At 65.2% G+C, this 22,302-nt stretch carries 18 protein-coding genes; 12 read left to right on the forward strand and 6 right to left on the reverse strand.

Annotation, left to right across the window (positions count from 1 at the left end):
- The first annotated feature begins 9 nt into the window (after nucleotides 1–9).
- Both GWK63_RS05055 and msrA read left to right on the forward strand, forming a co-directional pair.
- The gene (locus GWK63_RS05055; protein WP_039999808.1) at nucleotides 10–2,703 is read left to right on the forward strand and encodes a valine--tRNA ligase; all 2,694 of its coding nucleotides are present in this window, start codon (nucleotides 10–12) and stop codon (nucleotides 2,701–2,703) included.
- Nucleotides 2,704–2,742: 39 nt separating this feature from the next.
- Nucleotides 2,743–3,297 carry a peptide-methionine (S)-S-oxide reductase MsrA gene (gene msrA, locus GWK63_RS05060; protein WP_007400020.1) on the forward strand — a complete coding sequence of 185 codons (555 nt, stop codon included), beginning with the start codon at nucleotides 2,743–2,745 and terminating at the stop codon, nucleotides 3,295–3,297.
- Between the two features lie 110 nt (nucleotides 3,298–3,407).
- On the opposite strand, the gene GWK63_RS05065 is transcribed toward msrA, so the two are convergent.
- From GWK63_RS05065 to GWK63_RS05085, 5 genes are read right to left on the reverse strand one after another with little or no spacing between them, the layout of a single operon-like run.
- Nucleotides 3,408–4,763, reverse strand: coding sequence for an ABC transporter ATP-binding protein (locus GWK63_RS05065; protein ID WP_007400021.1), 1,356 nt, complete (start codon nucleotides 4,761–4,763; stop codon nucleotides 3,408–3,410).
- Between the two features lie 6 nt (nucleotides 4,764–4,769).
- Nucleotides 4,770–6,488, reverse strand: a complete 1,719-nt coding sequence (locus GWK63_RS05070) for an ABC transporter permease (RefSeq protein ID WP_007400022.1) — start codon at nucleotides 6,486–6,488, stop codon at nucleotides 4,770–4,772.
- Nucleotides 6,485–6,949 (reverse strand): dUTP diphosphatase, encoded by a 465-nt coding sequence (gene dut / locus GWK63_RS05075; RefSeq protein ID WP_007400023.1) that lies wholly within the window; start codon nucleotides 6,947–6,949, stop codon nucleotides 6,485–6,487. Before dut ends, GWK63_RS05070 begins: the two co-directional genes overlap by 4 nt.
- Complete coding sequence (gene coaBC, locus GWK63_RS05080) at nucleotides 6,946–8,181, reverse strand: bifunctional phosphopantothenoylcysteine decarboxylase/phosphopantothenate--cysteine ligase CoaBC (protein WP_007400024.1); 1,236 nt, start codon at nucleotides 8,179–8,181, stop codon at nucleotides 6,946–6,948. Before coaBC ends, dut begins: the two co-directional genes overlap by 4 nt.
- Nucleotides 8,181–8,978 (reverse strand): class I SAM-dependent methyltransferase, encoded by a 798-nt coding sequence (locus GWK63_RS05085; RefSeq protein WP_039999812.1) that lies wholly within the window; start codon nucleotides 8,976–8,978, stop codon nucleotides 8,181–8,183. Before GWK63_RS05085 ends, coaBC begins: the two co-directional genes overlap by 1 nt.
- 29 nt (nucleotides 8,979–9,007) lie before the next feature.
- On the opposite strand from GWK63_RS05085, the gene mutM reads away from it, so the two are divergent.
- The 6 genes from mutM (at nucleotide 9,008) to gyrB (ending at nucleotide 17,021) form a co-directional block, all read left to right on the forward strand.
- A complete protein-coding gene (gene mutM / locus GWK63_RS05090) occupies nucleotides 9,008–9,880 on the forward strand; it encodes a bifunctional DNA-formamidopyrimidine glycosylase/DNA-(apurinic or apyrimidinic site) lyase (protein WP_039999815.1) in 873 nt (290 codons plus the stop codon).
- A 105-nt stretch (nucleotides 9,881–9,985) separates the two neighbouring features.
- On the forward strand, nucleotides 9,986–10,255 hold the full coding sequence (gene rpsT / locus GWK63_RS05095) for a 30S ribosomal protein S20 (RefSeq protein ID WP_034932446.1): 270 nt from the start codon (nucleotides 9,986–9,988) through the stop codon (nucleotides 10,253–10,255).
- Nucleotides 10,256–10,611: 356 nt separating this feature from the next.
- Nucleotides 10,612–12,072 carry a chromosomal replication initiator protein DnaA gene (dnaA, locus tag GWK63_RS05100; protein ID WP_039999817.1) on the forward strand — a complete coding sequence of 487 codons (1,461 nt, stop codon included), beginning with the start codon at nucleotides 10,612–10,614 and terminating at the stop codon, nucleotides 12,070–12,072.
- A 115-nt stretch (nucleotides 12,073–12,187) separates the two neighbouring features.
- On the forward strand, nucleotides 12,188–13,312 hold the full coding sequence (dnaN, locus tag GWK63_RS05105) for a DNA polymerase III subunit beta (RefSeq protein WP_034932448.1): 1,125 nt from the start codon (nucleotides 12,188–12,190) through the stop codon (nucleotides 13,310–13,312).
- Nucleotides 13,313–13,337: 25 nt separating this feature from the next.
- Nucleotides 13,338–14,462: a DNA replication/repair protein RecF gene (gene recF, locus GWK63_RS05110; protein ID WP_007400031.1), complete on the forward strand. Its 1,125-nt coding sequence runs from the start codon at nucleotides 13,338–13,340 to the stop codon at nucleotides 14,460–14,462.
- Between the two features lie 90 nt (nucleotides 14,463–14,552).
- Nucleotides 14,553–17,021, forward strand: coding sequence for a DNA topoisomerase (ATP-hydrolyzing) subunit B (gyrB, locus tag GWK63_RS05115; protein ID WP_034932511.1), 2,469 nt, complete (start codon nucleotides 14,553–14,555; stop codon nucleotides 17,019–17,021).
- A gap of 6 nt (nucleotides 17,022–17,027) precedes the next feature.
- On the opposite strand, the gene GWK63_RS05120 is transcribed toward gyrB, so the two are convergent.
- Nucleotides 17,028–17,708 carry an HAD hydrolase-like protein gene (locus tag GWK63_RS05120; RefSeq protein ID WP_007400033.1) on the reverse strand — a complete coding sequence of 227 codons (681 nt, stop codon included), beginning with the start codon at nucleotides 17,706–17,708 and terminating at the stop codon, nucleotides 17,028–17,030.
- A 115-nt stretch (nucleotides 17,709–17,823) separates the two neighbouring features.
- Here GWK63_RS05120 and glmU point away from each other — a divergent pair, with 115 nt between their 5' ends.
- The 4 genes from glmU (at nucleotide 17,824) to thiS (ending at nucleotide 22,301) form a co-directional block, all read left to right on the forward strand.
- Complete coding sequence (gene glmU / locus GWK63_RS05125; protein ID WP_166498135.1) at nucleotides 17,824–19,191, forward strand: bifunctional UDP-N-acetylglucosamine diphosphorylase/glucosamine-1-phosphate N-acetyltransferase GlmU; 1,368 nt, start codon at nucleotides 17,824–17,826, stop codon at nucleotides 19,189–19,191.
- Nucleotides 19,191–21,014: a glutamine--fructose-6-phosphate transaminase (isomerizing) gene (gene glmS, locus GWK63_RS05130; RefSeq protein ID WP_007400035.1), complete on the forward strand. Its 1,824-nt coding sequence runs from the start codon at nucleotides 19,191–19,193 to the stop codon at nucleotides 21,012–21,014. The genes glmU and glmS overlap by 1 nt, the downstream gene beginning before the upstream one ends.
- A gap of 65 nt (nucleotides 21,015–21,079) precedes the next feature.
- Nucleotides 21,080–22,072 (forward strand): FAD-dependent oxidoreductase, encoded by a 993-nt coding sequence (locus tag GWK63_RS05135; RefSeq protein WP_034932453.1) that lies wholly within the window; start codon nucleotides 21,080–21,082, stop codon nucleotides 22,070–22,072.
- 28 nt (nucleotides 22,073–22,100) lie between these two features.
- Complete coding sequence (gene thiS / locus GWK63_RS05140) at nucleotides 22,101–22,301, forward strand: sulfur carrier protein ThiS (RefSeq protein ID WP_039999822.1); 201 nt, start codon at nucleotides 22,101–22,103, stop codon at nucleotides 22,299–22,301.
- Nucleotide 22,302: the final 1 nt, after the last annotated feature.

The raw sequence follows: 22,302 nt of genomic DNA on the forward strand, positions 1-22,302 counted from the left end.
TTTTTCGTGATGCTTGACAAGTCGTTCTCCCCCGACGGGACAGAAACTTCCCTCTATGCCCTGTGGGAGGCCAGCGGCGCCTTTGGCGCACAGCCAGCCAGCACGGCCGCGCCCTATACCATCATGATCCCGCCGCCCAACGTGACGGGCACGCTGCATATCGGTCATGCCCTGACCATGACATTGCAGGACACGCTCATCCGCTGGCGCCGCATGCAGGGGCGCGACGTGCTGTGGCAGCCGGGCACCGACCATGCCGGTATCGCCACCCAGCTTGTGGTCGAGCGGATGCTGCAGAAGGAGGGTACGTCCCGCCAGGAAATGGGCCGCGACGCCTTTGTCGAGCGTGTGTGGGAATGGAAGGCCGAATCCGGCGGCGGCATTACGAAACAGCTGCGCCGCCTTGGCAGTTCACTGGACTGGAAGCGCGAACGCTTCACCATGGATGATGGCCTGTCGGACGCGGTGAAAGAGGTGTTCGTCACCCTCTATCGTGAGGGGCTGATCTACCGCGACCGCCGTCTGGTCAACTGGGACCCGGCTTTCCGTTCCGCCATTTCGGACCTGGAAGTGGACAACCGCGAGACGCGTGGCAGCCTGTGGTATATCCGCTACCCTGTCGAGGGGCAGCCGGGCCGCACCATCACGGTCGCCACCACCCGGCCCGAGACCATGCTGGGTGACATGGCCGTGGCCGTCCACCCCGATGACGCGCGTTATGCCGATCTTGTGGGCAGGAACGTCATCCTGCCGCTGACCGGCCGCCGCATTCCCATTGTGGCCGATGAACATTCCGACCCGACCAAGGGCAGCGGCGCGGTCAAGATCACGCCCGCCCATGACTTCAACGATTTTGAGGTCGGCCGCCGCCACAGGCTGGACATGCCCAGCGTGCTGGATGAGGAAGCGCGCATCACGCTGGCCGAGATCGAGGGCGAACTGCGGGCGGAGGAAGGGCTGGCCGATCCCGCCTTCGTCCGCACGCTGGAGGGCATGCCGCGGGATGCGGCGCGCAAGGCGATGGTGGCCGAGTTGGAACGCCTGGAATGGCTGGAAAAGATCGAGCCCCACACCAACCAGGTACCCCATGCCGAACGCAGCGGTGCCGTGGTCGAGCCGCGCCTGACCACCCAGTGGTACTGTGATGCCAAGACCCTGGCCGGTCCCGCGATCGAAGCGGTTGAAAGTGGCCAGATCGAATTCGTGCCCCGGCAGTGGGAAAACACCTTCTACGCCTGGATGCGCGACATCCAGCCCTGGTGCATCAGCCGCCAGTTGTGGTGGGGGCACCGCATCCCGGCGTGGTACGGCCCGGACGGACATGTGTTCGTAGCCCATGACGAGGCCGACGCGACAGCACAGGCCCGCAGCCATTACGGGCAGGACACGGCGCTGACACGGGACGAGGACGTGCTGGACACATGGTTCTCCTCCGCCCTGTGGCCGTTCTCCACCCTTGGCTGGCCGGAGCGGACGGCGGACCTTGCACGCTACTACCCGACCGATGTTCTGGTTACGGGTTTTGACATCATCTTCTTCTGGGTTGCGCGGATGATGATGATGGGCCTGCACTTCATGAAGGATGTGCCGTTTCGCAAGGTGTTCATCCACGGGCTGGTGCGCGATGAGCGTGGGCAGAAGATGTCCAAGTCCAAGGGCAACGGCATTGACCCGCTGGAAATGATCGACACCTATGGCGCGGATGCCACGCGCTTTTGCATCTGCGCGCTGACCGGGCTGGGGCGTGACGTCAAGCTGGGCCGCAAGCGGGTGGAGGAATACCGTTCCTTCATGACCAAGATCTGGAACGCCGCGCGGTTTTGCGAAATGAACGGCGTGGCGCCGGTTGAAGGGTTCAGCCCCGCCAGCGTCCGGTCCCCGCTGGGGCGGTGGATTCTGGCCGAACTGGCCCAGGCGGTGGAAGACGCCACGAAGGCGCTCGAATCCTTCCGTTTTGATGAATATGCCGCGACCTGCTACCGCTTTGTGTGGAACTGCTTCTGTGACTGGTTCCTTGAATTCGCCAAGCCGGTCTTTGGCGCGGGCGAGACGGCGGAAGCGGTCGAGACGCGGGCGGTGGCGGCCCATGTGCTGGGTACCATCCTGCGCCTGATGCAGCCCGTGACCCCCTTCATGACCGATACGCTGTGGCAGCATTTCGGCTTCGGGGCGGAAGGCACGCTCATGACCGCGCCGTGGCCGCAGCCCGAACATCTGGAAGGAGCGGCGGCAGCCCGTGACGAGATGGAGTGGCTGATCCGCTTCATCAGCGCCATCCGCACCGTGCGCTCGGAAATGAACGTGCCACCATCCCGCCTTGCCCCGGTGCTGCTGCGTGATGCATCCGCCACCACCGTGGCGCGCGCGGCCCAGTGGTCGGAAGCCATTGGCCGCATGGCCCGCGTATCCGAAGTGCTGCCGCTGGAAGGCGACATGCCGCAGGGCGCGGCCCAGCTTGTGGTGGATGAGGCGACGCTGGTCATCCCGCTTGCGGGCATCATTGACATCGCGCAGGAACGCCTGCGTCTGGAAAAGGAATGCGCCAAGGTGGAGGGCGAGATCACCAAGGTCGAGCGCAAGCTGGGCAATGCGGATTTCGTTGCCCGTGCCAAGCCGGAAGTGGTGGCGGAAAACCGCGAGCGGCTGGATGCGTTCATGGCGGAACGCACGCGCCTGCAGGCGGCCCTGGCCCGTATCGGCTGAGGCCCGCTACAACCGCATGGAACAGGGGGAGACGCAGATATGACCGGACAGGCATTGGAAACACTGGTGCTGGGCGGGGGCTGCTTCTGGTGCATTGAAGCCCCGTTCAGGGAACTGCGCGGCGTGCAGGCGATCGAACCCGGCTATGCGGGCGGCCAGACCCCCAACCCGACCTACGAGCAGGTCTGCACGGGTCGCACCGGCCATGCGGAGGTCGTGCGCGTGACGTTCGACCCCGCCGAACTGTCCTGCGCCGACCTGCTGCGTATCTTCTTTGTCATGCATGACCCCACCACGCTCAACCGGCAGGGCAATGATGTGGGCACGCAGTACCGTTCCGCCATTTTCTGGCAGGATGCACAGCAGGAAAAGACTGCCTGCGCCATTCGTGACGAGATCGCGGCGGCAGGTGTGTGGCCGAACCCGCTGGTGACCGAGATTGTAAAGCTGGATCATTTCTGGCCGGCGGAGGATTATCACCGGGACTACTTTGCCCGTAATCCCGGCAATCCGTATTGCAACGCGGTCATCCCGCCCAAGATCGCCAAGATGCGCCGCCTGTTCCGTGACCGGCTGGTGGATACGGCGGGTTAGTATGAAAAGGGAATAAAAGTTTTTGGGTGCCGCCTTTTTTCAAAAAGGCGGCGTTCCTTGAAGCTTTTTGAAAAAAGCTTCACCAAAGACTTCTATTTTTTCAAACGCGTCTACTCGGTTTCGTCCTCAAGGAAAAGCTGGTCGGCTTCCTCATCAAAGTCGAACAGTTCCGCATAGCGCGCCCAGCCGATCAGGGTCTGCAATGTCTGGCGGGCATAGTCGGGGGACATGCTGTCCTCCAGTTCGTCACGGAAGCGCTCGGCGGAGGCACGGTGGTTGGGCCGTTCGTCCAGCACCGCGCGGATGGTGCGTACCATGGGCAGGTTGTGCAGCATGCTGGCGCGCAGGATCGTCTTGCGCGTGTCATGCTCGCTCTGGACAAAACGCAAGCCCTCGGGGGTCAGCAGGATGTCCCCGTCCTCCAGTTCGGCAAAGCCCAGCAGTTGCAGGGATTCGCCCAGGGGGAACAGGTCATCGAGTTCAAGCTGCAGCCGGCTGGCCAGCAGCGGCAGGTCGGCGCGGCCATGCAGCGGGTCCGCCGCCAGGGTTTCCATCATGCCCACAATGGTGTTGATCGGCAGCGCGGGCAGGGCCACGGCATCGGCGGTAATCTGCACATGCCGCATCTCGGGATCGGCCATGTCCGCTTCCGACACGACCGGTGCGCGACGGGTCATGAGTGCGTAAATCCGGTCCACGAACTGGCGGAAGGCCATGTCCTCGCGGTTGCGGGGGTGTTCGAAGGGGACCTGCAGTTCGTACGCCACCCTTCCGGGATTGGAGGAGAAGATGAGGATGCGGTCACACATCAGCACCGCTTCCTCGATATTATGGGTAACAAGCAGGATGGACTGGATGGGCAGTTTCTTTTCCGCCCACAGTTCCACCAGGTCGGTGCGCAGGTTCTCTGCCGTCAGCACGTCCAGCGCGGAAAAGGGCTCGTCCATCAAAAGCAGGTCGGGTCGCACCACCAGCGCACGCGCCAGCCCAACGCGCTGGCGCATCCCGCCCGACAGTTCCTTGGGATAGGCGTTCTCGTACCCGCCAAGGCCGATCAGGTGAATGGCATCTTCCGCCAGTTTCTCACGTTCGGCGGGCGCAACACCCTGTGCTTCCAGCCCCAGTTCCACATTCTTCTGTACCGTCAGCCACGGGAACAGGGCAAAGGACTGGAACACCATGGAAATGCCATCCGCCGGGCCTTCCAGCTTCCTGCCCTTCCAGATCACCTCGCCCGATGTGGGCGGCAGCAGCCCCGCGATGATGCGCAGAAGCGTGGACTTGCCCGAACCCGACCGGCCCAGCAGCCCCACGATTTCCCCGCTGCGTATGGACAGGTTGACCCCGTCCAGCACCACAAGGTCGGTGGCACTTTCCTTGTGATAGGCCTGGCGGCAGTTGACGATCCGGACAAGCTCCGTCCCGGTCTTTGCCGTGGTGGGGGCGGCGGTGTTGGGCTGCATCATGAACTCTCAGTCAAAGGTATAGTGCCGGGCGGCATAATTGGCGAGCGGGCGCCAGAGTACGCGGTTGAGCAGCAGCACGAAGCCCGCCATGATGGCCATGCCCAGCCCCACCCGGTCGGTCGCACCCGCCACGGTGGCATGCGCGATATAGGCGCCCAGGCCCTGCGCGCTGAGCGTGGTGTCACCCCAGCTTGCCACTTCGGTTGCGATGGCCGCGTTCCATGCCCCGCCCGATGCGGTCAGCGCCCCGGTAATGAAATAGGGCATGATGCCCGGCAGCATGATGCGCCGCCACCACAGCCAGCCCCTGACATGGAAGTTCCTGGCAGCTTCCAGCAGGTCACCGGGATAGGAAGAGGCACCCGCCACGATATTGAACAGGATATACCACTGCGTGCCCAGCAGCATGAGCGGGGTCAGCCAGATATTGCTGTTCAGATGCCAGTGCACGATCCCGATCACCATAAGCGGGAAGAACAGGTTGGCCGGAAAGGCCGCCATGAACTGTGCCGCCATCTGCGCATGCCGTGCCCGGCGGGGGGACAGGCCCAGCCATATGCCAAGCGGTACCCACACCAGTGAGGCCACGATAACCGTGCCCATGACCCGCAGCAGCGTGATCCCGCCCAGCATGACCACATGCAGCACCTGCGCCACGCTGTAATGGGAACTGCCGTAGGTCCACGTCTTCCAGCCGATGGTCAGCGCACAGACCGCCAGTGCCATGCCCCATGCCCCGTCCATCAGGCGGGAAGGAATGATGGCGCGGACGGGCTGCGAGGGACGCGGGCCTATAGCCAGCCAGCCGATGCGCGTCATGGTGTCACCCAGCCGCAGGCAGAACTGGCGCAGCAGGTGGGTCCGGCGCAGCAGGGTCAGCACCCATGGGTCAGGGGCGGCCATGGTCGCGCCATCATCGGTGCTGAACCGGGCGGACCATGCCACCAGCGGGCGGAACAGCAACTGGTCATAGATGGTGATGACCGCCAGCATGGCGATGATGGCGTAGAAAATCGCCCCTATGTTGCGCTGTTCTATGGCCACGCCAACATAGGAACCGATTCCGGGCAGGGCGATGTCGGTACTGCCCACCGTGATCGTTTCGGAATACACGACCATGAACCATCCGCCGGACATGGAAATCATGGTGTTCCAGACCAGTGATGGAATGGCAAAGGGCACTTCCAGCCGCCAGAAACGCTGCCATGGTGTCAGGCCGAAGCAGCGCGCCGCTTCCTCCAGATCGGGCGGGACGGTGCGTAGCGCCTGGTACATGGCAAAGGCCATGTTCCAGGCCTGGCTGGTAAAGATGGTGAAGATGGCGGCCAGTTCCGCCCCCATCATCCGGCCCGGAAACAGGCCAAGGAAGAATACGACCGTAAAGGTCAGGAACCCCAGGATGGGCACGGATTGCAGGATGTCGAGCAGGGGAATGAGCACCTGCGCCGCCCGCCTGCTCTTGGCCGCCCAGACCGCATAGGTGAAGGTAAAGACCAGCGATGCCGCAAGGGCTGCGAACATGCGCAGCGTGGTTCGCACGGCATAGGCGGGCAGCCATGCGGGGCTGAGGTGTATGGTGCCCGTCTCGCTGGCGGGAATGGGCACCAGCATGTGGCGGCCGGCAGTGGCAATGACAGCCGCCCCCGCCATGATCGCCAGCAGCCCCAGCAGGTCCGCCAGGTTGGGGCGGACACGCAGGTTGCCCGGCAGTCCGGTTTCACTCACCCTGCGGTGCCCGTACTGCCAAAGCCGCCCGCGCCGCGTGCCGTTTCTTCCAGTTCCGCATATTCGACCCATGTCCCGCGCACGATCGGGGCCAGCACGCCCTGCGCGATGCGCATGCCGCGTTCGATGACAAAGGGCGCGCTGCCGGCATTGAGGATGATGATGCCGATCTCGCCGCGGTAATCCTCATCGATCGTGCCGGGCGAATTGGGTAGCGTAATGCCATGCTTCAGCGCCAGGCCCGAGCGGGGGCGCACCTGTAGCTCGAAGCCCCGGGGCAGGGCCACGCACAGCCCCGTGGGCACCAGCGCGCGGCCACCGGGCTGTATGGTCACGGGTTCGCTCACGGCGGCCAGCAGGTCCATCCCCGCCGCTCCGTCCGTGGCGTAGGATGGCAGGGGCAGGCCGTGCGCGTGGGGCAGGCGGCGGACCTGGATGGAAAGGGGGGCGGTCGTGGTCATGTCTGGAGTCCGTCAGGTTTCGCTTGGGCTGGGTGAAGGAAGGCTGCGATCCGCGCGACCAGCCGATGGGCGACCTGAAGCTTGTCCAGTCGGGGCCAGTGTGCGGATCCCGCATTGTCAATCAGGATGATCTCGTTTTCCCTCCCGCCCATGATGCCGGTGGCGGGACTGACATCATTGGCCACCATCCAGTCACATCCCTTGCGCAGGCGCTTGGCGGTGGCGTGGGCCAGGACATGCTCGGTTTCCGCCGCAAAGCCGATGACCAGACGGGGGCGGTTGGGGGAGGGCTGGCTCAGGGTGGCCAGAATGTCCGGGTTCGGGACCAGATGCAGCACGGGCGGCGTACTGTCTGCCGTTTTCTTGATCTTCTGGGCGCTGGGGGCGACATGCCAGTCGGCCACGGCGGCGGCGCAGATGGCGATGTCACACGGCAGCGCCTGCTGGCAGGCATCCAGCATGTCACGCGCTGTCTCCACCCGTATGGTGGTGACGCCGGGCGGGTCGGGCAGCGTGGTCGGCCCGCTGACCAGCGTGACCGTGGCCCCCGCCTGTGCCAGTGCCGTAGCGATGGCATAGCCCTGCGTGCCCGATGAGCGGTTGGCCAGGTAGCGCACCGGATCAACAGGTTCATGGGTTGGCCCGGCGGTCACCAGCGCGGTGTATCCGGACAGGGGTTTATCCTCATCCAGTTGGCATAGGATGGCGGCCAGTATGGCTTCCGGCTCGGCCAGGCGGCCCGGGCCGGTCTCGTTGCATGCCATAAGCCCGTGCTCCGGCCCCACGAAGGCCACGCCACGCGCGCGCAGGGTGGCGACATTCGCCTGCGTGGCAGGGTGTTCCCACATCCGTACGTTCATGGCGGGGGCAACAAGCACGGGGGTATCGGTGGCCAGCAGCAGGGTGGTGGCCAGATCATCGGCAAGCCCTGCCGCCATGCGGGCAAGGATGTCGGCCGTGGCGGGGCAGACCACGATCAGGTCGCTGCTGCGCGAAAGGGCGATATGGCCCATCTCGCTTTCCTCGGTCAGGGAAAACAGGTCACCCGATACCCGCTCCCCGCACAGCGCCTGCAGCGCCATAGGGGTGACGAATCGGGCACCCGCCGCCGTCAGCACCGGGCGGACGCGCATGCCGTGCTCACGCAGCCTGCGGGCAAGCTCCAGCGCCTTGTAGGCGGCAATGCCCCCGCATACCACCAGCAGGACAGAGCGTTCCGCCGGTGCCCCCATCAGATCTTCCAGCCGGAGTGGATCGCGGCAATCCCGCCCGACAGATTCTGGTAGGAGACACGCTCAAGCCCGGCCTCGCGCATCATGTCGGCCAGCGTTTCCTGATCGGGAAACATGCGGATGCTCTCGGCCAGGTACTGGTAGCTTTCCCGGTCGCCCGCGATTGCAGCCCCCATGCGGGGCAGCACATGGAAGGACCAGGCATCGTAGACCGGGGCGAAGGCCGCGACCTGCACGCGGGAGAATTCAAGGCACAGGAACCGCCCGCCGGGACGCAGGATGCGCCGTGCCTCACGCAGTACCTGCAGCTTGTCGGTGCAGTTGCGCAGGCCGAAGGCGATGGAGACGCGGTCCACCGAATTGTCGGCCAGGGGAATGGCCTCGGCATCGACGGCCACGAAGTTGAGGCCGGACACAAGCCCGCGCTCCAGCGCGCGGTTGCGGCCCACGCTCAGCATGCTGACATTGATGTCGGACAGGATGGCGGGGCCACCGCCACCGCGCAGCCAGCCGAACGAGATGTCACCCGTGCCGCCGGCCAGGTCGAGCAGCGACAGGTCGGGATGCGGGGCGAGTTCGTTGACGAATATCTTCTTCCACGCGCGGTGGATTCCAAGCGACATGACGTCATTCATGATGTCGTATTTGGAGGCCACGCTGTCAAAGACGTTGCGGACCAGGGATTTCTTCTCGCGCAATGGCACATCGCGGAAGCCGAAATCGGTGGTATCCGCCGAGCGGTCACCGGGACGGCCTGCGGAAGGGGAGGGGTGGTGTGGCTGGCTATTGTCGGTCATGATGCACAGGTATAACCCCAGATGAGGCCATGCCGGAACTCCCTGAAGTCGAAACTGTGATGCGCGGGATGCGAGTGCATCTTGAAGGCCACACTATTTCACGCGCCAGCACGCACCATACCGGGCTGCGATGGCCGTTTCCCCCCGGTCTGGCTGATGCGCTCGCGGGGCGCAGGGTGGATGGATTCGCCCGGCGGGGAAAATATATCCTCATCACCCTTTCGGGTGGCATGGTGCTGGTCGTGCATCTGGGCATGTCGGGGCGCGTGCTGCTCTCGACGCCGGCAGGGACTGTTTCCCCCGCGCTGCACGAACATCTGGTGATTGAAACGGCCGAGGGCGCGCGCTGCGGGCTGGTTGACCCGCGCCGCTTCGGCATGGTCGACCTGGTGCCCGCCAGTGCGGTGGAAGGCCACCGCCTGCTGGCGGGCATGGGGCCGGAGCCGCTGGGCAACCGCTTTGATGGCGCATGGCTTGCCGCGCGCGGCAGGGGGCGGCGCAGCAGTATCAAGGCGCTGCTGCTGGACCAGCGCGTGGTGGCGGGCCTGGGCAATATATATGTGTCTGAAGCCCTGTTCCGTGCCGGTATCCACCCCGCGTGCGCCGCAGGTGACGTGAGCGGGGCGGAATATGACCGGCTTGCCACCGAAATCCGTGCCGTGCTGGAAGAGGCGATCGCCGCTGGCGGCTCAAGCCTACGTGATTACGTGCAACCCGATGGGGAGCTGGGTTATTTCCAGCATGCATGGCGTGTATATGGGCGCGCGGGGCAGGGCTGCCCTGACTGCCCCGGCCCGCCCGTGTGTGGCGGGGTGGTGCGCATCACCCAGTCCGGGCGTTCGACCTTTTTCTGCCCCCGCCGGCAGGGGATGAAAAACGATGGGGGCAAAGACTTGTCTTGACGAACAGGCCCCGGGTGGACTAGACCGCCTGCCTGATATGTGGATGTCCGCAACGATCGGGTGGCGGACCGCCGTAACCTGATTTATGCAGATGAACTGAGAGCAATGGCCAATACAGCATCCGCGCGCAAGCGCATCCGTCAGAACGAAGTCCGCAACGCCCGCAACACGGCGCGCATGTCGCGCGTGCGCACCTTTGTCAAGAAGGTGGAGACCGCTATTCTGGCCGGCAAGAAGGACGAGGCCGCTGTCGCCCTGCGTGAGGCCCAGCCGGAACTGCAGCGCGCCGTTGGCAAGGGTGTTATGCATGCCAACACGGTCGCACGCCGTATTTCCCGCCTGTCCGCACGCATCAAGTCGCTTGCTGCCGCGTAATATACGGCCGTTTTCTTTCGCCTGAAAGAATTTCGGAAGTAACGGAAGGGGCTGCGCGCCGTCAATATTGGCGGTTGCAGCCCTTTTTGTATTTCTGTTGCCAGACGTAATCGGGTTTTGATGGTGGGGCGGCAGATTCCCGTTGCTTCGTACCATCCCGTGCTCTAGCTTGTGTGGATAACTCCAGCGTCATCGTTGATCCGGCCCGTTCGGGCCGGATTGTGGGTCGTGTCGGGGGCACGGCCGTCCGCCTGCCCTGTGCGGGGCGGATGGCGTTGCGGAACAGGTTGAATAAGGGGGCAGGGGGCATGCGCGGGGGCGCATGGCGGCCGTGCCCCATATGGCCGGGAGCGGATATGACGGGTGGACTGGGAGGCTATGACGCTGTGGCGGAAGCCAACGCGCAGAAAAGTGTGCTCGCCATTCACTGGTCGCGCATTTGCGAACGGCTGAAGGTCGAGGTGGGGGAGGTCGAATACCGCACATGGCTGCGCCAGATCACGGTCGGCCCGGTGGATGAGGATGAGATTACCCTCTACCTGCCCACCCGCTTCCTGCGGGACTGGGTGCGCGGGCAGTATGGTGACCGGCTGGGCACGCTGTGGAACGCGGAAGTGCCCGCCATCCGGCGCGTGGAACTGCAGGTTGCCCGCCCTGCCACCGATGCCGCGCCCGCGGGGCGGGAGGATACGCCCCCCGTACCCGCCGCCCCGTCGCCCGACAGGGCGGCCCCCCGTCCGGCGGCATCCGCGCCAGTGCCCGAGGAGCCGCGCCCTGCCGAGGTGCGTACCGATCTGGCTGCCCCGCTGGACCAGCGCTTCACGTTTGACACTTTCGTCGTGGGCAAACCCAACGAATTCGCCTATGCCTGCGCCCGCCGCGTGGCCGAGCAGCCCTCCAGCCCCGGATTCAATCCGCTGTTCCTGTACGGCGGGGTTGGGCTGGGCAAGACCCATCTCATGCATTCCATCGGCGCCGAACTGGTGCGGGAGGGGCGGGTTTCGGTGGCGTACATGTCGGCCGAGAAGTTCATGTACCGCTTCATCGCCGCCATCCGCTCCCAGTCCACCATGGAATTCAAGGAGCAGCTGCGTTCCGTCGATGTGCTGATGATCGATGACCTGCAGTTCCTGATCGGCAAGGACAACACGCAGGAAGAATTCTTCCACACCTTCAATGCACTGGTGGATGCGGGGCGGCAGATCGTGGTCTCGGCCGACAAGTCGCCTTCCGACCTGTCGGGGCTGGAGGACAGGCTGCGCACCCGCCTTGGCTGCGGCATGGTGGCCGATATCCACGCCACCACGTTCGAACTGCGCATTTCCATCCTTGAGGCCAAGGCCACCGCATCCGGCGTGGTGGTGCCCGCCAAGGTGCTGGAATTCCTTGCGCACAAGATCACGTCGAACGTGCGCGAGCTTGAGGGCGCGCTCAACCGCCTGATCGCCCATGCCAACCTGTTCGGCCGCCCCGTAACACTGGAGGCGACGCAGGATGTGCTGCACGACATCCTCAAGGCGCATGACCGTCGTGTCACGATCGAGGAAATCCAGCGCAAGGTGGCCGAGCACTGGAACATCCGCCTGACCGACATGTCTTCCGCGCGCCGTGCGCGGGCGGTGGCCCGCCCCCGGCAGGTGGCGATGTACCTGGCCAAGCAGCTGACCAGCCGCTCCCTGCCGGAAATCGGGCGCAAGTTCGGTAATCGTGACCACACCACCGTCATCCATGCCGTCTCCCGCGTGACGGGCCTCATGGCGGAAGACCCGGCCTTTGCCGAGGATGTGGAACTGCTGCGCCGCATGCTGGAAAGCTGATGCCGGGCCACAGGGGCACCCGCGCCCCTTTACCTGTGTCGTGCACGCCTGCTAGACATGTCGGCCCCGTCATGGCGTTGCCCGATCGTGGCGCGGGGTGGAGGATATCGTACCGATGAAGTTGAAGGCCGACCGCGTAACGCTGCTCAAGGCACTGGCCCATATCCAGAGCGTTGCCGAGAAGCGCAATACCATCCCCATTCTGGCCAACGTGCTGATCAATGTCGTGGACGGGGCGATGACGCTGACCGCAACCGACATGGAAATTGCGGTGGTGGAAGGCGTTGCGGCCGAAACACAGCGCGATGGCGCGGTGACGGCGCCGGCTGCGGTCCTGTACGAGATCGTGCGCAAGCTGCCCGATGGCGCGCAGGTGGAACTTGACCATGCGGGCGGTGACGCGCCGCTGGGGCTGCGGGCCGGGCGGTTCGCCACCAGCCTGAACGTGCTGGACGTGGATGATTTCCCCTCCATGATGGCCGGGGCGCTGCCGCATGAATTCAGCATGCCGGCCCAGGTGCTGCGCGGCCTGATCGACCGCACGCGCTTTGCCATCTCCACCGAGGAGACGCGCTACTACCTCAACGGCATCTTCCTGCATGTGGCGGAAGGCGAGACGGGGCCGGTCCTGCGCGCGGTTGCGACCGATGGCCACCGTCTGGCCCGGGTCGAGACCGAACTGCCCGCGGGCAGCGCGGGCATGCCCGGCGTGATCGTGCCGCGCAAGACCGTGGCCGAACTGCGCAAGCTGCTGGATGAAGGCCCGGAGCAGGTGGCCGTGGCGCTGTCCGACACGCGCATCCAGTTCTCGATCGGCAACATCACGCTGACCTCGAAACTGATCGACGGGACCTTTCCCGAATACGAGCGTGTGATTCCGCACGGCAATGACAAGATCCTGCGTGTGGGCAAGAAGATCTTCTCCGATGCCGTATCGCGCGTGGCCGCGATCAGCCAGGAGCGTTCGCGCCCGGTCAAGCTGAGCATGGGACACAACCTGCTTACGCTGTCCGCCGCCAGCCAGGACCAGGGCACGGCCACCGAGGAACTGGATGAAAACCACGTCTCCTATGCGGCCAGTCCAATCGAGATCGGTTTTCAGGCCCGCTACCTCAACGATATTACCGATCAGGTGGAGCGTGAGGTCGAATTCGCGTTTTCCGACAGTTCGGCCCCGACCATCGTGCGCGACGTGGACAGTCCTTCCGCGCTGTACGTGCTGATGCCGATGCGCGTGTAAGCGCGCCGGGCCAGGCTACCCCGGCATGGCCTTTGTCAACCGGCTGGTGCTGACGGATTTCCGTAATTACCGCCATCTTTCATGGCGGCCGCAGCGGGCGGTCACGGTCATTACCGGGCCGAATGGCAGCGGCAAGACCAATCTGCTTGAAGCGCTGTCCCTGCTGGCGCCGGGTCGTGGCCTGCGTGGGGCACGCATGGATGAACTGCCCCGGCATGGCGAGGCCCTGTGGGGGATCGCGGCCGACGTGGCGGACTTGCCGGGGCCGGATGGCCTGCCGGTATCGCTGGCCACGGGGGCGGACCCGCTCCGGCCCGAGCGTCGGACGTTCCGGGTAGATGGCCAGACCCTGCGTAACCGCGATGGTATTTCCGGATATTTTGCCGCCGTATGGCTGACACCGCAGATGGACCGCCTGTTTCAGGAAGGCGCTGCCGGACGTCGCCGCTTTCTGGACCGGCTGGTCCTGGCGCTGGAACCCGGCCACGCGCGGGAAGTGGCGGCGCATGACCGGGCCATGCTGCAACGCGGCCGCGTGCTGGCGCAGTACGGGGCGGACCCGCACTGGCTGGCCGCGCTGGAGCGGACCATGGCCCGGCATGCGGTGGCGGCCACGGCGGCACGGGCGGACATGGTGGCGCGCCTCAATGCCGACGGGCAGGCCCTGCTTGATGGTTTTCCCGCCGCCCGGCTTGCGCTGGACTGTGTGATCGCACGGCGTCTGGCACACGAACCCGCGCTGGCGGTGGAAGACTGGCTGGCCGAATGCCTGGCCGGCACGCGCGCGGTGGACCGGCAGCGCGGTGGCAGCCGTTTTGGCGCCCACCGGGCCGACCTGCACATGGCCGACCGGCTGACGGACCGACCGGCCGGCCAGTCCAGCACGGGCCAGCAGAAGGCGCTGCTGGTGGGTATCATACTCTCGCATGCCCGGATTCTGACCGCCTGCCGGGGGCAGGCCCCGCTGCTGCTGCTGGATGAACCGCTGGTGCATCTGGATGCGGCGCGGCGTGATGCCCTGTTCCATGCCATGGGCCGCATGCGGACCGGGGTGATGCTGACCGGAACGGACAGGGAACAGTTTGACCCGCTCCGCCAGAGCGCCGAATTCGTGACGCCGGGTGAGGGCAATCTTGCACACGGTGCATGATTTCGGCCGGGAATGCTGGTTACGGGGGCCGGTTCGGGCTATAATGCATTCTGTTGTTTTGTTGTTATCCGCTGTGGAGCATCTGCCGGCATGTCCGATCAATCCAGTCCCGACCAGAAACACGATGCCGAGGTCGCAGGCAGCATCCCTCCCGCTGCGGATTACGATGCGGCATCCATCTCGGTTCTGCGCGGGCTTGATGCGGTACGCAAGCGCCCCGGCATGTATATTGGTGATACCGATGATGGTTCGGGCCTGCATCACATGGCCTTCGAGATCATTGATAACGCCGTGGATGAGGCACAGGCCGGGTTTGCAACCACCTGTATCGTGACGCTCAATGGCGATGGCAGCGTGACCGTGCGCGATGACGGGCGCGGCATCCCGACCGACATGCATCATGAGGAAGGGGTAAGTGCCGCCGAAGTCGTGCTGACCAAGTTGCATGCGGGGGGCAAGTTCAACCAGAACTCCTACAAGGTCTCGGGCGGGTTGCACGGCGTGGGGGCGGCGGTGGTCAACGCGCTGTCCGAATGGATGGAAGTGCGCATCTGGCGTGAAGGCCGGGAGCATGTGATCCGTTTCCGCCATGGCGAGCGTGACGAGGCGCTGCGCGTGGTGGGGGAAAGTGCCGAGCCACGCGGCACGCAGGTCACCTTCAAGCCCAGCGCCCAGACCTTTGCCAAGGTCGAATTCGAGTTCCCGATCCTTGAGCGCCGCCTGCGTGAGCTGGCCTTCCTCAATTCCGGGCTGAAGATTGTCCTGCGCGATGAGCGCCATGAGCCCGCGCGGGAGGAAAACTTCCATTACGAAGGCGGCCTGTGCGCCTTCGTGGAATGGCTGGACCAGGGCAAGACCGCCATTGTCGAGCCGCCGATCACCGGCAGCCTGCAGAATGATGAAAATGGCATCAAGGTCGAATTCGCGCTGACATGGAACGACAGCTTCCATGAAACCATGCTGTGCTTCACCAACAATATTCCGCAGCGTGACGGCGGCTCGCATCTGGCCGGTTTCCGTCAGGCGCTGACCCGTGTGGTGGGCCGGTATGCCGAAGCGAACGCCACCAAGAAGGACAGCCACGCCCTGAATGGCGAGGACATGCGCGAGGGCCTGACCGCCGTGCTGTCGGTCAAGGTGCCCGACCCCAAATTTTCATCCCAGACCAAGGACAAGCTGGTCTCCTCCGAAGTGCAGCCGGTGGTGCATGCGGCCGCAGCCGACATGATCTCCCACTGGTTCGAGACCCACCCCAAGGAAGCCCGCCACATCGTGGCCAAGGTGATGGATGCCGCAGCCGCCCGTGAGGCCGCGCGCCGTGCGCGGGAACTGACGCGGCGCAAGGGTGTGCTGGACATTTCTTCCCTGCCGGGCAAGCTGGCGGACTGTCAGGAGCGTGACCCTTCCAAATGTGAACTGTTCCTGGTTGAGGGGGATTCGGCGGGCGGCACCGCCAAGCAGGGGCGGGACCGGCGCTTTCAGGCGATCCTGCCGCTCAAGGGCAAGATCCTCAATGTGGAGCGCGCGCGTTTCGACCGTATGCTCGGCTCGGCTGAAATCGGCACGCTGATCACGGCGCTGGGCACCGGCATCGGCCGGGGTGACGTGGAACATGGCGGCTTTTCCATCGAGAAACTGCGCTACCACCGCATTGTCATCATGACCGATGCCGACGTGGATGGCTCGCACATCCGCACGCTGCTGCTGACCTTCTTCTTCCGCCAGATGCCCGAACTGATTGAGAAGGGGTACCTGTATATCGCCCAGCCGCCGCTGTACCGCGCCAAGCGGGGCAATGACGAGCGGTACCTGAAGGATGATGCCGCCCTTGAATCTTACCTGCTGGACAAGGCGCTGGCCAATGCGGCGCTGCGTTATGCCGACGGGCGTGAACTCACGGGCGAGGCCATGCGTGCCGAAGTCCTGTTCATCCGTGACGTGACGCGTGCCCTGTCGCGCCTGTCGGCGCGGGTGCCGGTATGGGTGCTGGAACAGGCGGCCATCGCGGGCGTGCTGCGTCCCGACCTGCAGGCCATGCCGGAGCGGATCGTGGACCTGCAGGCAAGGCTGGATGCGGTTTCCCCCCCGGCCGAGCGTGGGTGGAAGGTCGCGGTCAGTAACAGCGGGCTTGAAATGGCGCGCAGCGTGCGCGGTGTCGGGGAAGTTTACCGGCTGGAGGCCACGGCCCTGCGGAGTGCGGAAGTGCGCTGGCTGGCTGAACGCCATGCGCGGCTTGTGGCCGATTTCACGCAGCCGATCACCCTGCTGCTGGATGGCGCGCCCCAGTCCTTCAATGGTCCGGCATCGCTGTATGAACGGATTCTGGCGCAGGGCCGCAAGGGCCTGTCCATCAACCGCTTCAAGGGCCTGGGCGAGATGAATGACGAGCAGCTGTGGGAAACCACGCTGGACCCCGCCATGCGCACGCTGCTGCAGGTCAAGGTGGGTGACATCGAGAATGCGGCGCAGGTCTTCTCCACCCTGATGGGCGATGTGGTCGAACCCCGCCGCGACTTCATTGTGGGCAACGCGCTCAAGGTTGCCAATCTCGACGTGTAGCAGCCGTCAGGCCGGGATCAGTTCGCCTGCCAGGCGGGCAATTTCGGCAATGGAATCGGCGCCAACCGTGGCACCGGCTTCCATGTCCGGTTGCCCGTAACCCCAGCGGGCGAATATGGCGGGGACATGCGCGCCAAGGGCGCAGGCCACGTCGTTATGATGGTCCCCGGTCATGATGGCGCGGCGCGGGTCGCCGCCCGCCAGTTCTATGGTGCCCAGCAGGGGGCACGGGTCGGGCTTGCGGGCGGCGAAACTGTCGCCCCCGCCAACCGCGATAAACCAGTCCTCCAGTCCCAGACCTTTCAGGATATGGCGCGCGGCGGCAACGGGCTTGTTGGTGCAGACAGCCATGTGCCATCCGTCCGCCCGCAGGCGGGCCAGCATGGTCTCCGTGCCGGGAAAGGGGCGGGACAGGTCGGTTGAATGCGGGGTATAATCGGCCATGTAGCGGGTCGTGGCCTCGGTGGGGTCAATTCCCGTTGCAGCCGGTCCGGCATGGGCAAGCAGGCGGCGGACAAGCATCGCCACGCCATCGCCAACCATGGGACGTACAAGATCGGGGGTGATCGGGGACAGGCCGTAATGCACAAGCAGCCGGCTGGCGCAGGCGGCAAGGTCGGGCAGGCTGTCGATCAGCGTGCCGTCCATGTCAAAAACGGCCAGGCGGGGCAGGGAAGATGTCATCATGAACTCCTCGTGATGATCCGGGCGGGAAAGTAGCAATCGGAAATTCTAAGTGATGGTCTCGGGCATGCATAAGGGTTTGACAGGGTGCGCGGGGGCGGAGTACCCGCACACTGCCATGAATACCAAGACCGATCCCGCACTATCCTCTCCCCCCGCCCGCCTGTCGACCGCTGTCATCCTGGCAGCGGGGCGGGGCACCCGCATGAAGTCGGAGCGGCCCAAGGTCATGCATCCGCTGGCGGGCCGGCCCATGCTGCGTTACCTGCTGGATAACGCAGCGCAGGTGTTTGACCGGATCGTGGTGGTGATCGGACCCGGCATGGACGATGTGGCGGCACTGGCCGCCCCGCATGCGGTGGTGGTGCAGCACGACCGCCTTGGCACCGGCCATGCCGCCCGCCAGGCCGAAAGTGTCTTTGGCTATGGTGATGTGGCGGTCCTGTATGGTGATAATCCGCTGATTACGCCCGGCACCATGCGCGCGCTGCTGGCCCAGCGGCGTTGCGATGATACGGGACTTGCCCTGCTGGCCATGGAGCCGGCGGACCCGGCGAAATATGGCCGTGTCGTGACGCACGACGGGCAGGTCGTGCGCATTGTGGAATGGGCGGACGCCACGCCGGCCGAGCGCGCGATCGGGCTGTGCAATGCGGGCGTGCTGTGTGCCGATGCGGCCGATTTCCGCCGCTGGCTGGATGGGATCAGCAACGACAACGCGCAGGGTGAGTATTATCTGGGCGACGTGGTGGCCCGTGCCGTGGCGGATGGGCGGCATGTGCGTGCCGTGGTCGCGCCAGAGGACGAACTGCGTGGCATCAATTCCCGTGCCGAACTGGCGCAGGCCGAAGCCTGCGTGCAGGCCCGCCTGCGGCAGGCGGCCATGGCGGGTGGCACGACGCTGGTTGCGCCCGATACGGTGTTCCTGTGCGCCGATACCGTGCTGGAACCCGATACGGTGGTGCATCCCCATGTGGTGTTCGGACCGGGCGTGCATGTCAGGCGGGGCACGGAAATCCACGCCTTCTCGCATGTGGAAGGCGCCGTGGTCGGTCCCGATGCCCAGATCGGCCCCTATGCCCGCCTGCGTCCCGGAACGGACGTTGGCGCGCAGGCGCGCGTGGGCAATTTTGTCGAGCTGAAGGCCACCACCCTTGGCGCGGGGGCCAAGGCCAGCCACCTGACCTATCTTGGCAATGCCACGGTGGGTGCCCGCGCCAATATTGGCGCGGGCACCATTACGTGTAATTACGACGGGGTGTTCAAGCATGCCACCGAAATCGGGGCGGACAGCTTCATCGGTTCGGATTCGGTACTGGTGGCGCCCGTGCGGGTGGGCGCGCGGGCGCTGACGGCGGCAGGCAGCGTGATCACCCATGATGTGCCCGATGGCGCCATGGCCCTGGGGCGTGCCCGGCAGGCCAACCGGGCAGGCCATGCCGACACGTTTCGGGACCGGCTGAAGAAAAAGAAGGAACAGGGCTGATGTGCGGCATTGTTGGGGTTGTAGGAAGCAATCAGGCCACGCCAGTCATTCTGGACGCGCTGCGCCGGCTGGAATATCGCGGTTACGACTCCGCCGGTATCGCAACGCTTGAGCAGGGGCAGGTCGAGCGCCGCCGCGCGGCAGGCAAGCTGGATCATCTGGCCAGCCTGCTGGCGCGCCTGCCGCTGCCGGGTGTTACCGGGATTGGCCATACACGCTGGGCCACCCATGGCGCGCCCACCGAAAACAATGCCCATCCGCATGGGACGGAGCGGGTTTCGGTCGTGCATAACGGCATTATCGAGAATTTCGAGCAACTGCGCCACGAACTGGAGGCGGCAGGGCAGGTGTTCTCGACCGATACGGATAGCGAGACCATTGCCCAGCTGGTGGATTATCACCTCCAGCGTGGCCTTTCCCCGCGGGAGGCGGCGCATGAGTGCCTCAAGCGGCTGGAGGGTGCTTATGCGCTGGCCATGATCTTTGCCGGGCATGACGGCATGGTCATCGGCGCGCGGCATGGCGCGCCGCTGGTGGTGGGGTTCGGGGACAACGAGATGTTCTTCGGTTCCGACAGTCTGGCCCTTGCGCCGCTGACCCGCCGCATCGCCTATCTTGATGATGGCGACTGGAGCGTGATCACGCCACAGGGCGCGGAGTTCTTTGACATGGCGGGCAATCCGGTTGACCGTCCGGTGCGTCTGACCGCGCTGATCGCGGCATCCGTAGGCAAGGATGGGTACCGCCATTACATGGAAAAGGAACTGCACGAGCATCCGGTGGTGATCGGCCAGACCCTGCAGCGCCTGATCGACCCGGCCACCCGCCGCGTGGTGATGCCTGAACTGCCCTTTGACCTGGCCACCATTCCCCGTGCCGTGCTGACCGCCTGCGGTTCAGCCTTTTACGCCGGTATGATCGGGCGTTACTGGATCGAGCAGTATGCCCGCCTGCCGGTCGATATCGATGTGGCGAGCGAGATGCGCTACCGCAACCCGCCGCTGGCGCAGGGGGGGCTGGGGCTGCTGATTTCCCAGTCGGGCGAGACGGCGGACACGCTGGCCGCCCTGCGCGGCATGCGGGCGGCGGGGCAGCATATCGTCTCGGTGCTCAATGTGGAACAGAGCACCATGGCGCGCGAAAGCGATGCCGTGCTGGGCACGGTGGCGGGACCGGAAATATCGGTGGCCAGTACCAAGGCGTTCACTGCCCAGCTTTCGGTGCTGGCGTGCCTGACCATTGCCCTTGGCCGGGCGCGGGGGCTGCTGGATGGCGCCACGGAAGAGGCGATGGTCACCGCCCTGCTTGACCTGCCCAGCAAGGCGACGGAAGTATTCGAACGCCATGACGAGATCCGCCGCATGGCCGCCATTGTGGCGGATGCGCGCGATGTCCTCTATCTGGGGCGCGGGGCGATGTTTCCCGTGGCGCTGGAAGGGGCACTCAAGCTCAAGGAAATCACCTATATCCATGCCGAGGCCTATGCGGCGGGGGAAATGAAGCACGGGCCGATCTCGCTGATCGACAGCAGCGTGCCGGTGGTGGCGACCGTGCCCTCGGGGCCCCTGTTCGAGAAGACCCTGTCCAACCTGCAGGAAGCCCGTGCGCGCGGGGGGCGGCTGCTGGTGTTTACCGATATGGCCGGGGCGCCGCGCCTGCGTGAAATCGCGGAATGCGTCGTGGCCATTCCCACGGTGGATGAATTCGTGGCCCCCATTCTCCAGACCATTCCGGTGCAGATCCTGGCCTATGAAGTGGCCCTGCTCAAGGGTACGGATGTGGACCAGCCCCGCAACCTCGCCAAGTCCGTTACTGTTGAATAGACAGGCGGGAGCGGGTCGGCACAATCATCGCGGGTCGTCGCGACAACAGCAGGGGGACGCAGCGCATGGCAGCACAAACGGCTTTACCTACCGGATCGGGGCCATCCGTCCTTGTACGGGGGGCGGGCGTTTCCGGCCTGACGGCTGCCGTGACGCTGGCCGAACGGGGGGCGCGGGTCCATGTGCATGAAAGCGGGCCACGGGTCGGTTCGGGGGCTTCATGGAAGGCGGGGGGCATGCTGGCCCCATGGTGCGAGGCGGAGTCCGCAACACCGGAGGTGACCGGGCAGTCCCTTTCCTCCCTCGACTGGTGGGATGCGCATGTGCCCGGTGTCGTGCGCAATGGCACTCTGGTCCTTGCCCCCGCGCGCGATGTGGGTGAGATCGCGCGTTTCGGCCGCCGGACCGCGCATTTCACCACCATAGGCGAGGGCGAGATCGCGGCCCTTGAACCCGATCTGGCGGACCGTTTTTCGCGTGCGCTGTTCTTTGCCGGCGAAGGCCATGTCGATCCGCGCCGGGCGCTGGTGGCGCTGGCGGACAGGCTGGTGGCCCTGGGTGGAAAAATCAGTTTCAACGTTCCCGCCGGTCAGGCCATGGACGGCCATGACTGGGTGCTGGACTGCACGGGCATTGCGGCACGCAGCCAGATGGCGGACATGCGCGGGGTGCGGGGCGAGATGCTGCTGCTGCGCTGTCCCGATGTGGGGCTGCGCCGGCCCGTGCGCATGCTGCATCCGCGCATTCCCATCTATATCGTGCCGCGTGCCGACCATGTGTACATGGTGGGCGCGACCATGATCGAAAGTGAAAACGCAGGTCCCATGACCCTGCGCTCCATGGTGGAGATGCTGGGCGCGGTCTATGCCCTGCACCCGGCCTTTGGCGAGGCCGAGATACTGGAGACCGGTACCGGCCTGCGTCCGTCCTATCCCGACAACATGCCCGCCGTCCGGCGCGACGGGCGGCACATCCACATCAATGGCATGTACCGCCATGGCTTCCTGCTTTCCCCCGTCAGGGCGGCGGAGGCGGCAGATATCGTGTTCGGCGCGTGAACCGGACCCTCCCGCACAGGAGTTGGACATGCAGATTATGGTGAACGACAACCACCACGACGTAACGGCCACCACACTCGCGGCCCTGCTTGAAGAACTGGGCTATGACGCGAAGGCCCGCATTGCCACGGCCGTGGAAGGTGCCTTCGTACCGGCGGGCAGGCGTGCTGCCCAGCCGCTGCACGAGGGTGCGCGGGTGGAAATTCTGGCCCCCATGCAGGGAGGATGAC

The sequence above is a fragment of the Komagataeibacter rhaeticus genome (genome assembly GCF_011611525.1).
Taxonomy (GTDB): Bacteria; Pseudomonadota; Alphaproteobacteria; order Acetobacterales; family Acetobacteraceae; genus Komagataeibacter; species Komagataeibacter rhaeticus.

What these genes read in the sequence shown, in the direction of transcription:
- dut (WP_007400023.1), bottom strand. Translation starts at nt 6,949, where the DNA reads ATGACCACGACCGCCCCCCTTTCCATCCAGGTCCGCCGCCTGCCCCAC.
- msrA (WP_007400020.1), top strand. Translation starts at nt 2,743, where the DNA reads ATGACCGGACAGGCATTGGAAACACTGGTGCTGGGCGGGGGCTGCTTC.
- mutM (WP_039999815.1), top strand. Translation starts at nt 9,008, where the DNA reads ATGCCGGAACTCCCTGAAGTCGAAACTGTGATGCGCGGGATGCGAGTG.
- glmU (WP_166498135.1), top strand. Translation starts at nt 17,824, where the DNA reads ATGAATACCAAGACCGATCCCGCACTATCCTCTCCCCCCGCCCGCCTG.
- gyrB (WP_034932511.1), top strand. Translation starts at nt 14,553, where the DNA reads ATGTCCGATCAATCCAGTCCCGACCAGAAACACGATGCCGAGGTCGCA.
- glmS (WP_007400035.1), top strand. Translation starts at nt 19,191, where the DNA reads ATGTGCGGCATTGTTGGGGTTGTAGGAAGCAATCAGGCCACGCCAGTC.
- dnaA (WP_039999817.1), top strand. Translation starts at nt 10,612, where the DNA reads ATGACGGGTGGACTGGGAGGCTATGACGCTGTGGCGGAAGCCAACGCG.
- GWK63_RS05055 (WP_039999808.1), top strand. Translation starts at nt 10, where the DNA reads ATGCTTGACAAGTCGTTCTCCCCCGACGGGACAGAAACTTCCCTCTAT.
- rpsT (WP_034932446.1), top strand. Translation starts at nt 9,986, where the DNA reads ATGGCCAATACAGCATCCGCGCGCAAGCGCATCCGTCAGAACGAAGTC.
- dnaN (WP_034932448.1), top strand. Translation starts at nt 12,188, where the DNA reads ATGAAGTTGAAGGCCGACCGCGTAACGCTGCTCAAGGCACTGGCCCAT.
- recF (WP_007400031.1), top strand. Translation starts at nt 13,338, where the DNA reads ATGGCCTTTGTCAACCGGCTGGTGCTGACGGATTTCCGTAATTACCGC.
- GWK63_RS05065 (WP_007400021.1), bottom strand. Translation starts at nt 4,763, where the DNA reads ATGATGCAGCCCAACACCGCCGCCCCCACCACGGCAAAGACCGGGACG.
- coaBC (WP_007400024.1), bottom strand. Translation starts at nt 8,181, where the DNA reads ATGGGGGCACCGGCGGAACGCTCTGTCCTGCTGGTGGTATGCGGGGGC.
- thiS (WP_039999822.1), top strand. Translation starts at nt 22,101, where the DNA reads ATGCAGATTATGGTGAACGACAACCACCACGACGTAACGGCCACCACA.
- GWK63_RS05120 (WP_007400033.1), bottom strand. Translation starts at nt 17,708, where the DNA reads ATGATGACATCTTCCCTGCCCCGCCTGGCCGTTTTTGACATGGACGGC.
- GWK63_RS05135 (WP_034932453.1), top strand. Translation starts at nt 21,080, where the DNA reads ATGGCAGCACAAACGGCTTTACCTACCGGATCGGGGCCATCCGTCCTT.
- GWK63_RS05085 (WP_039999812.1), bottom strand. Translation starts at nt 8,978, where the DNA reads ATGACCGACAATAGCCAGCCACACCACCCCTCCCCTTCCGCAGGCCGT.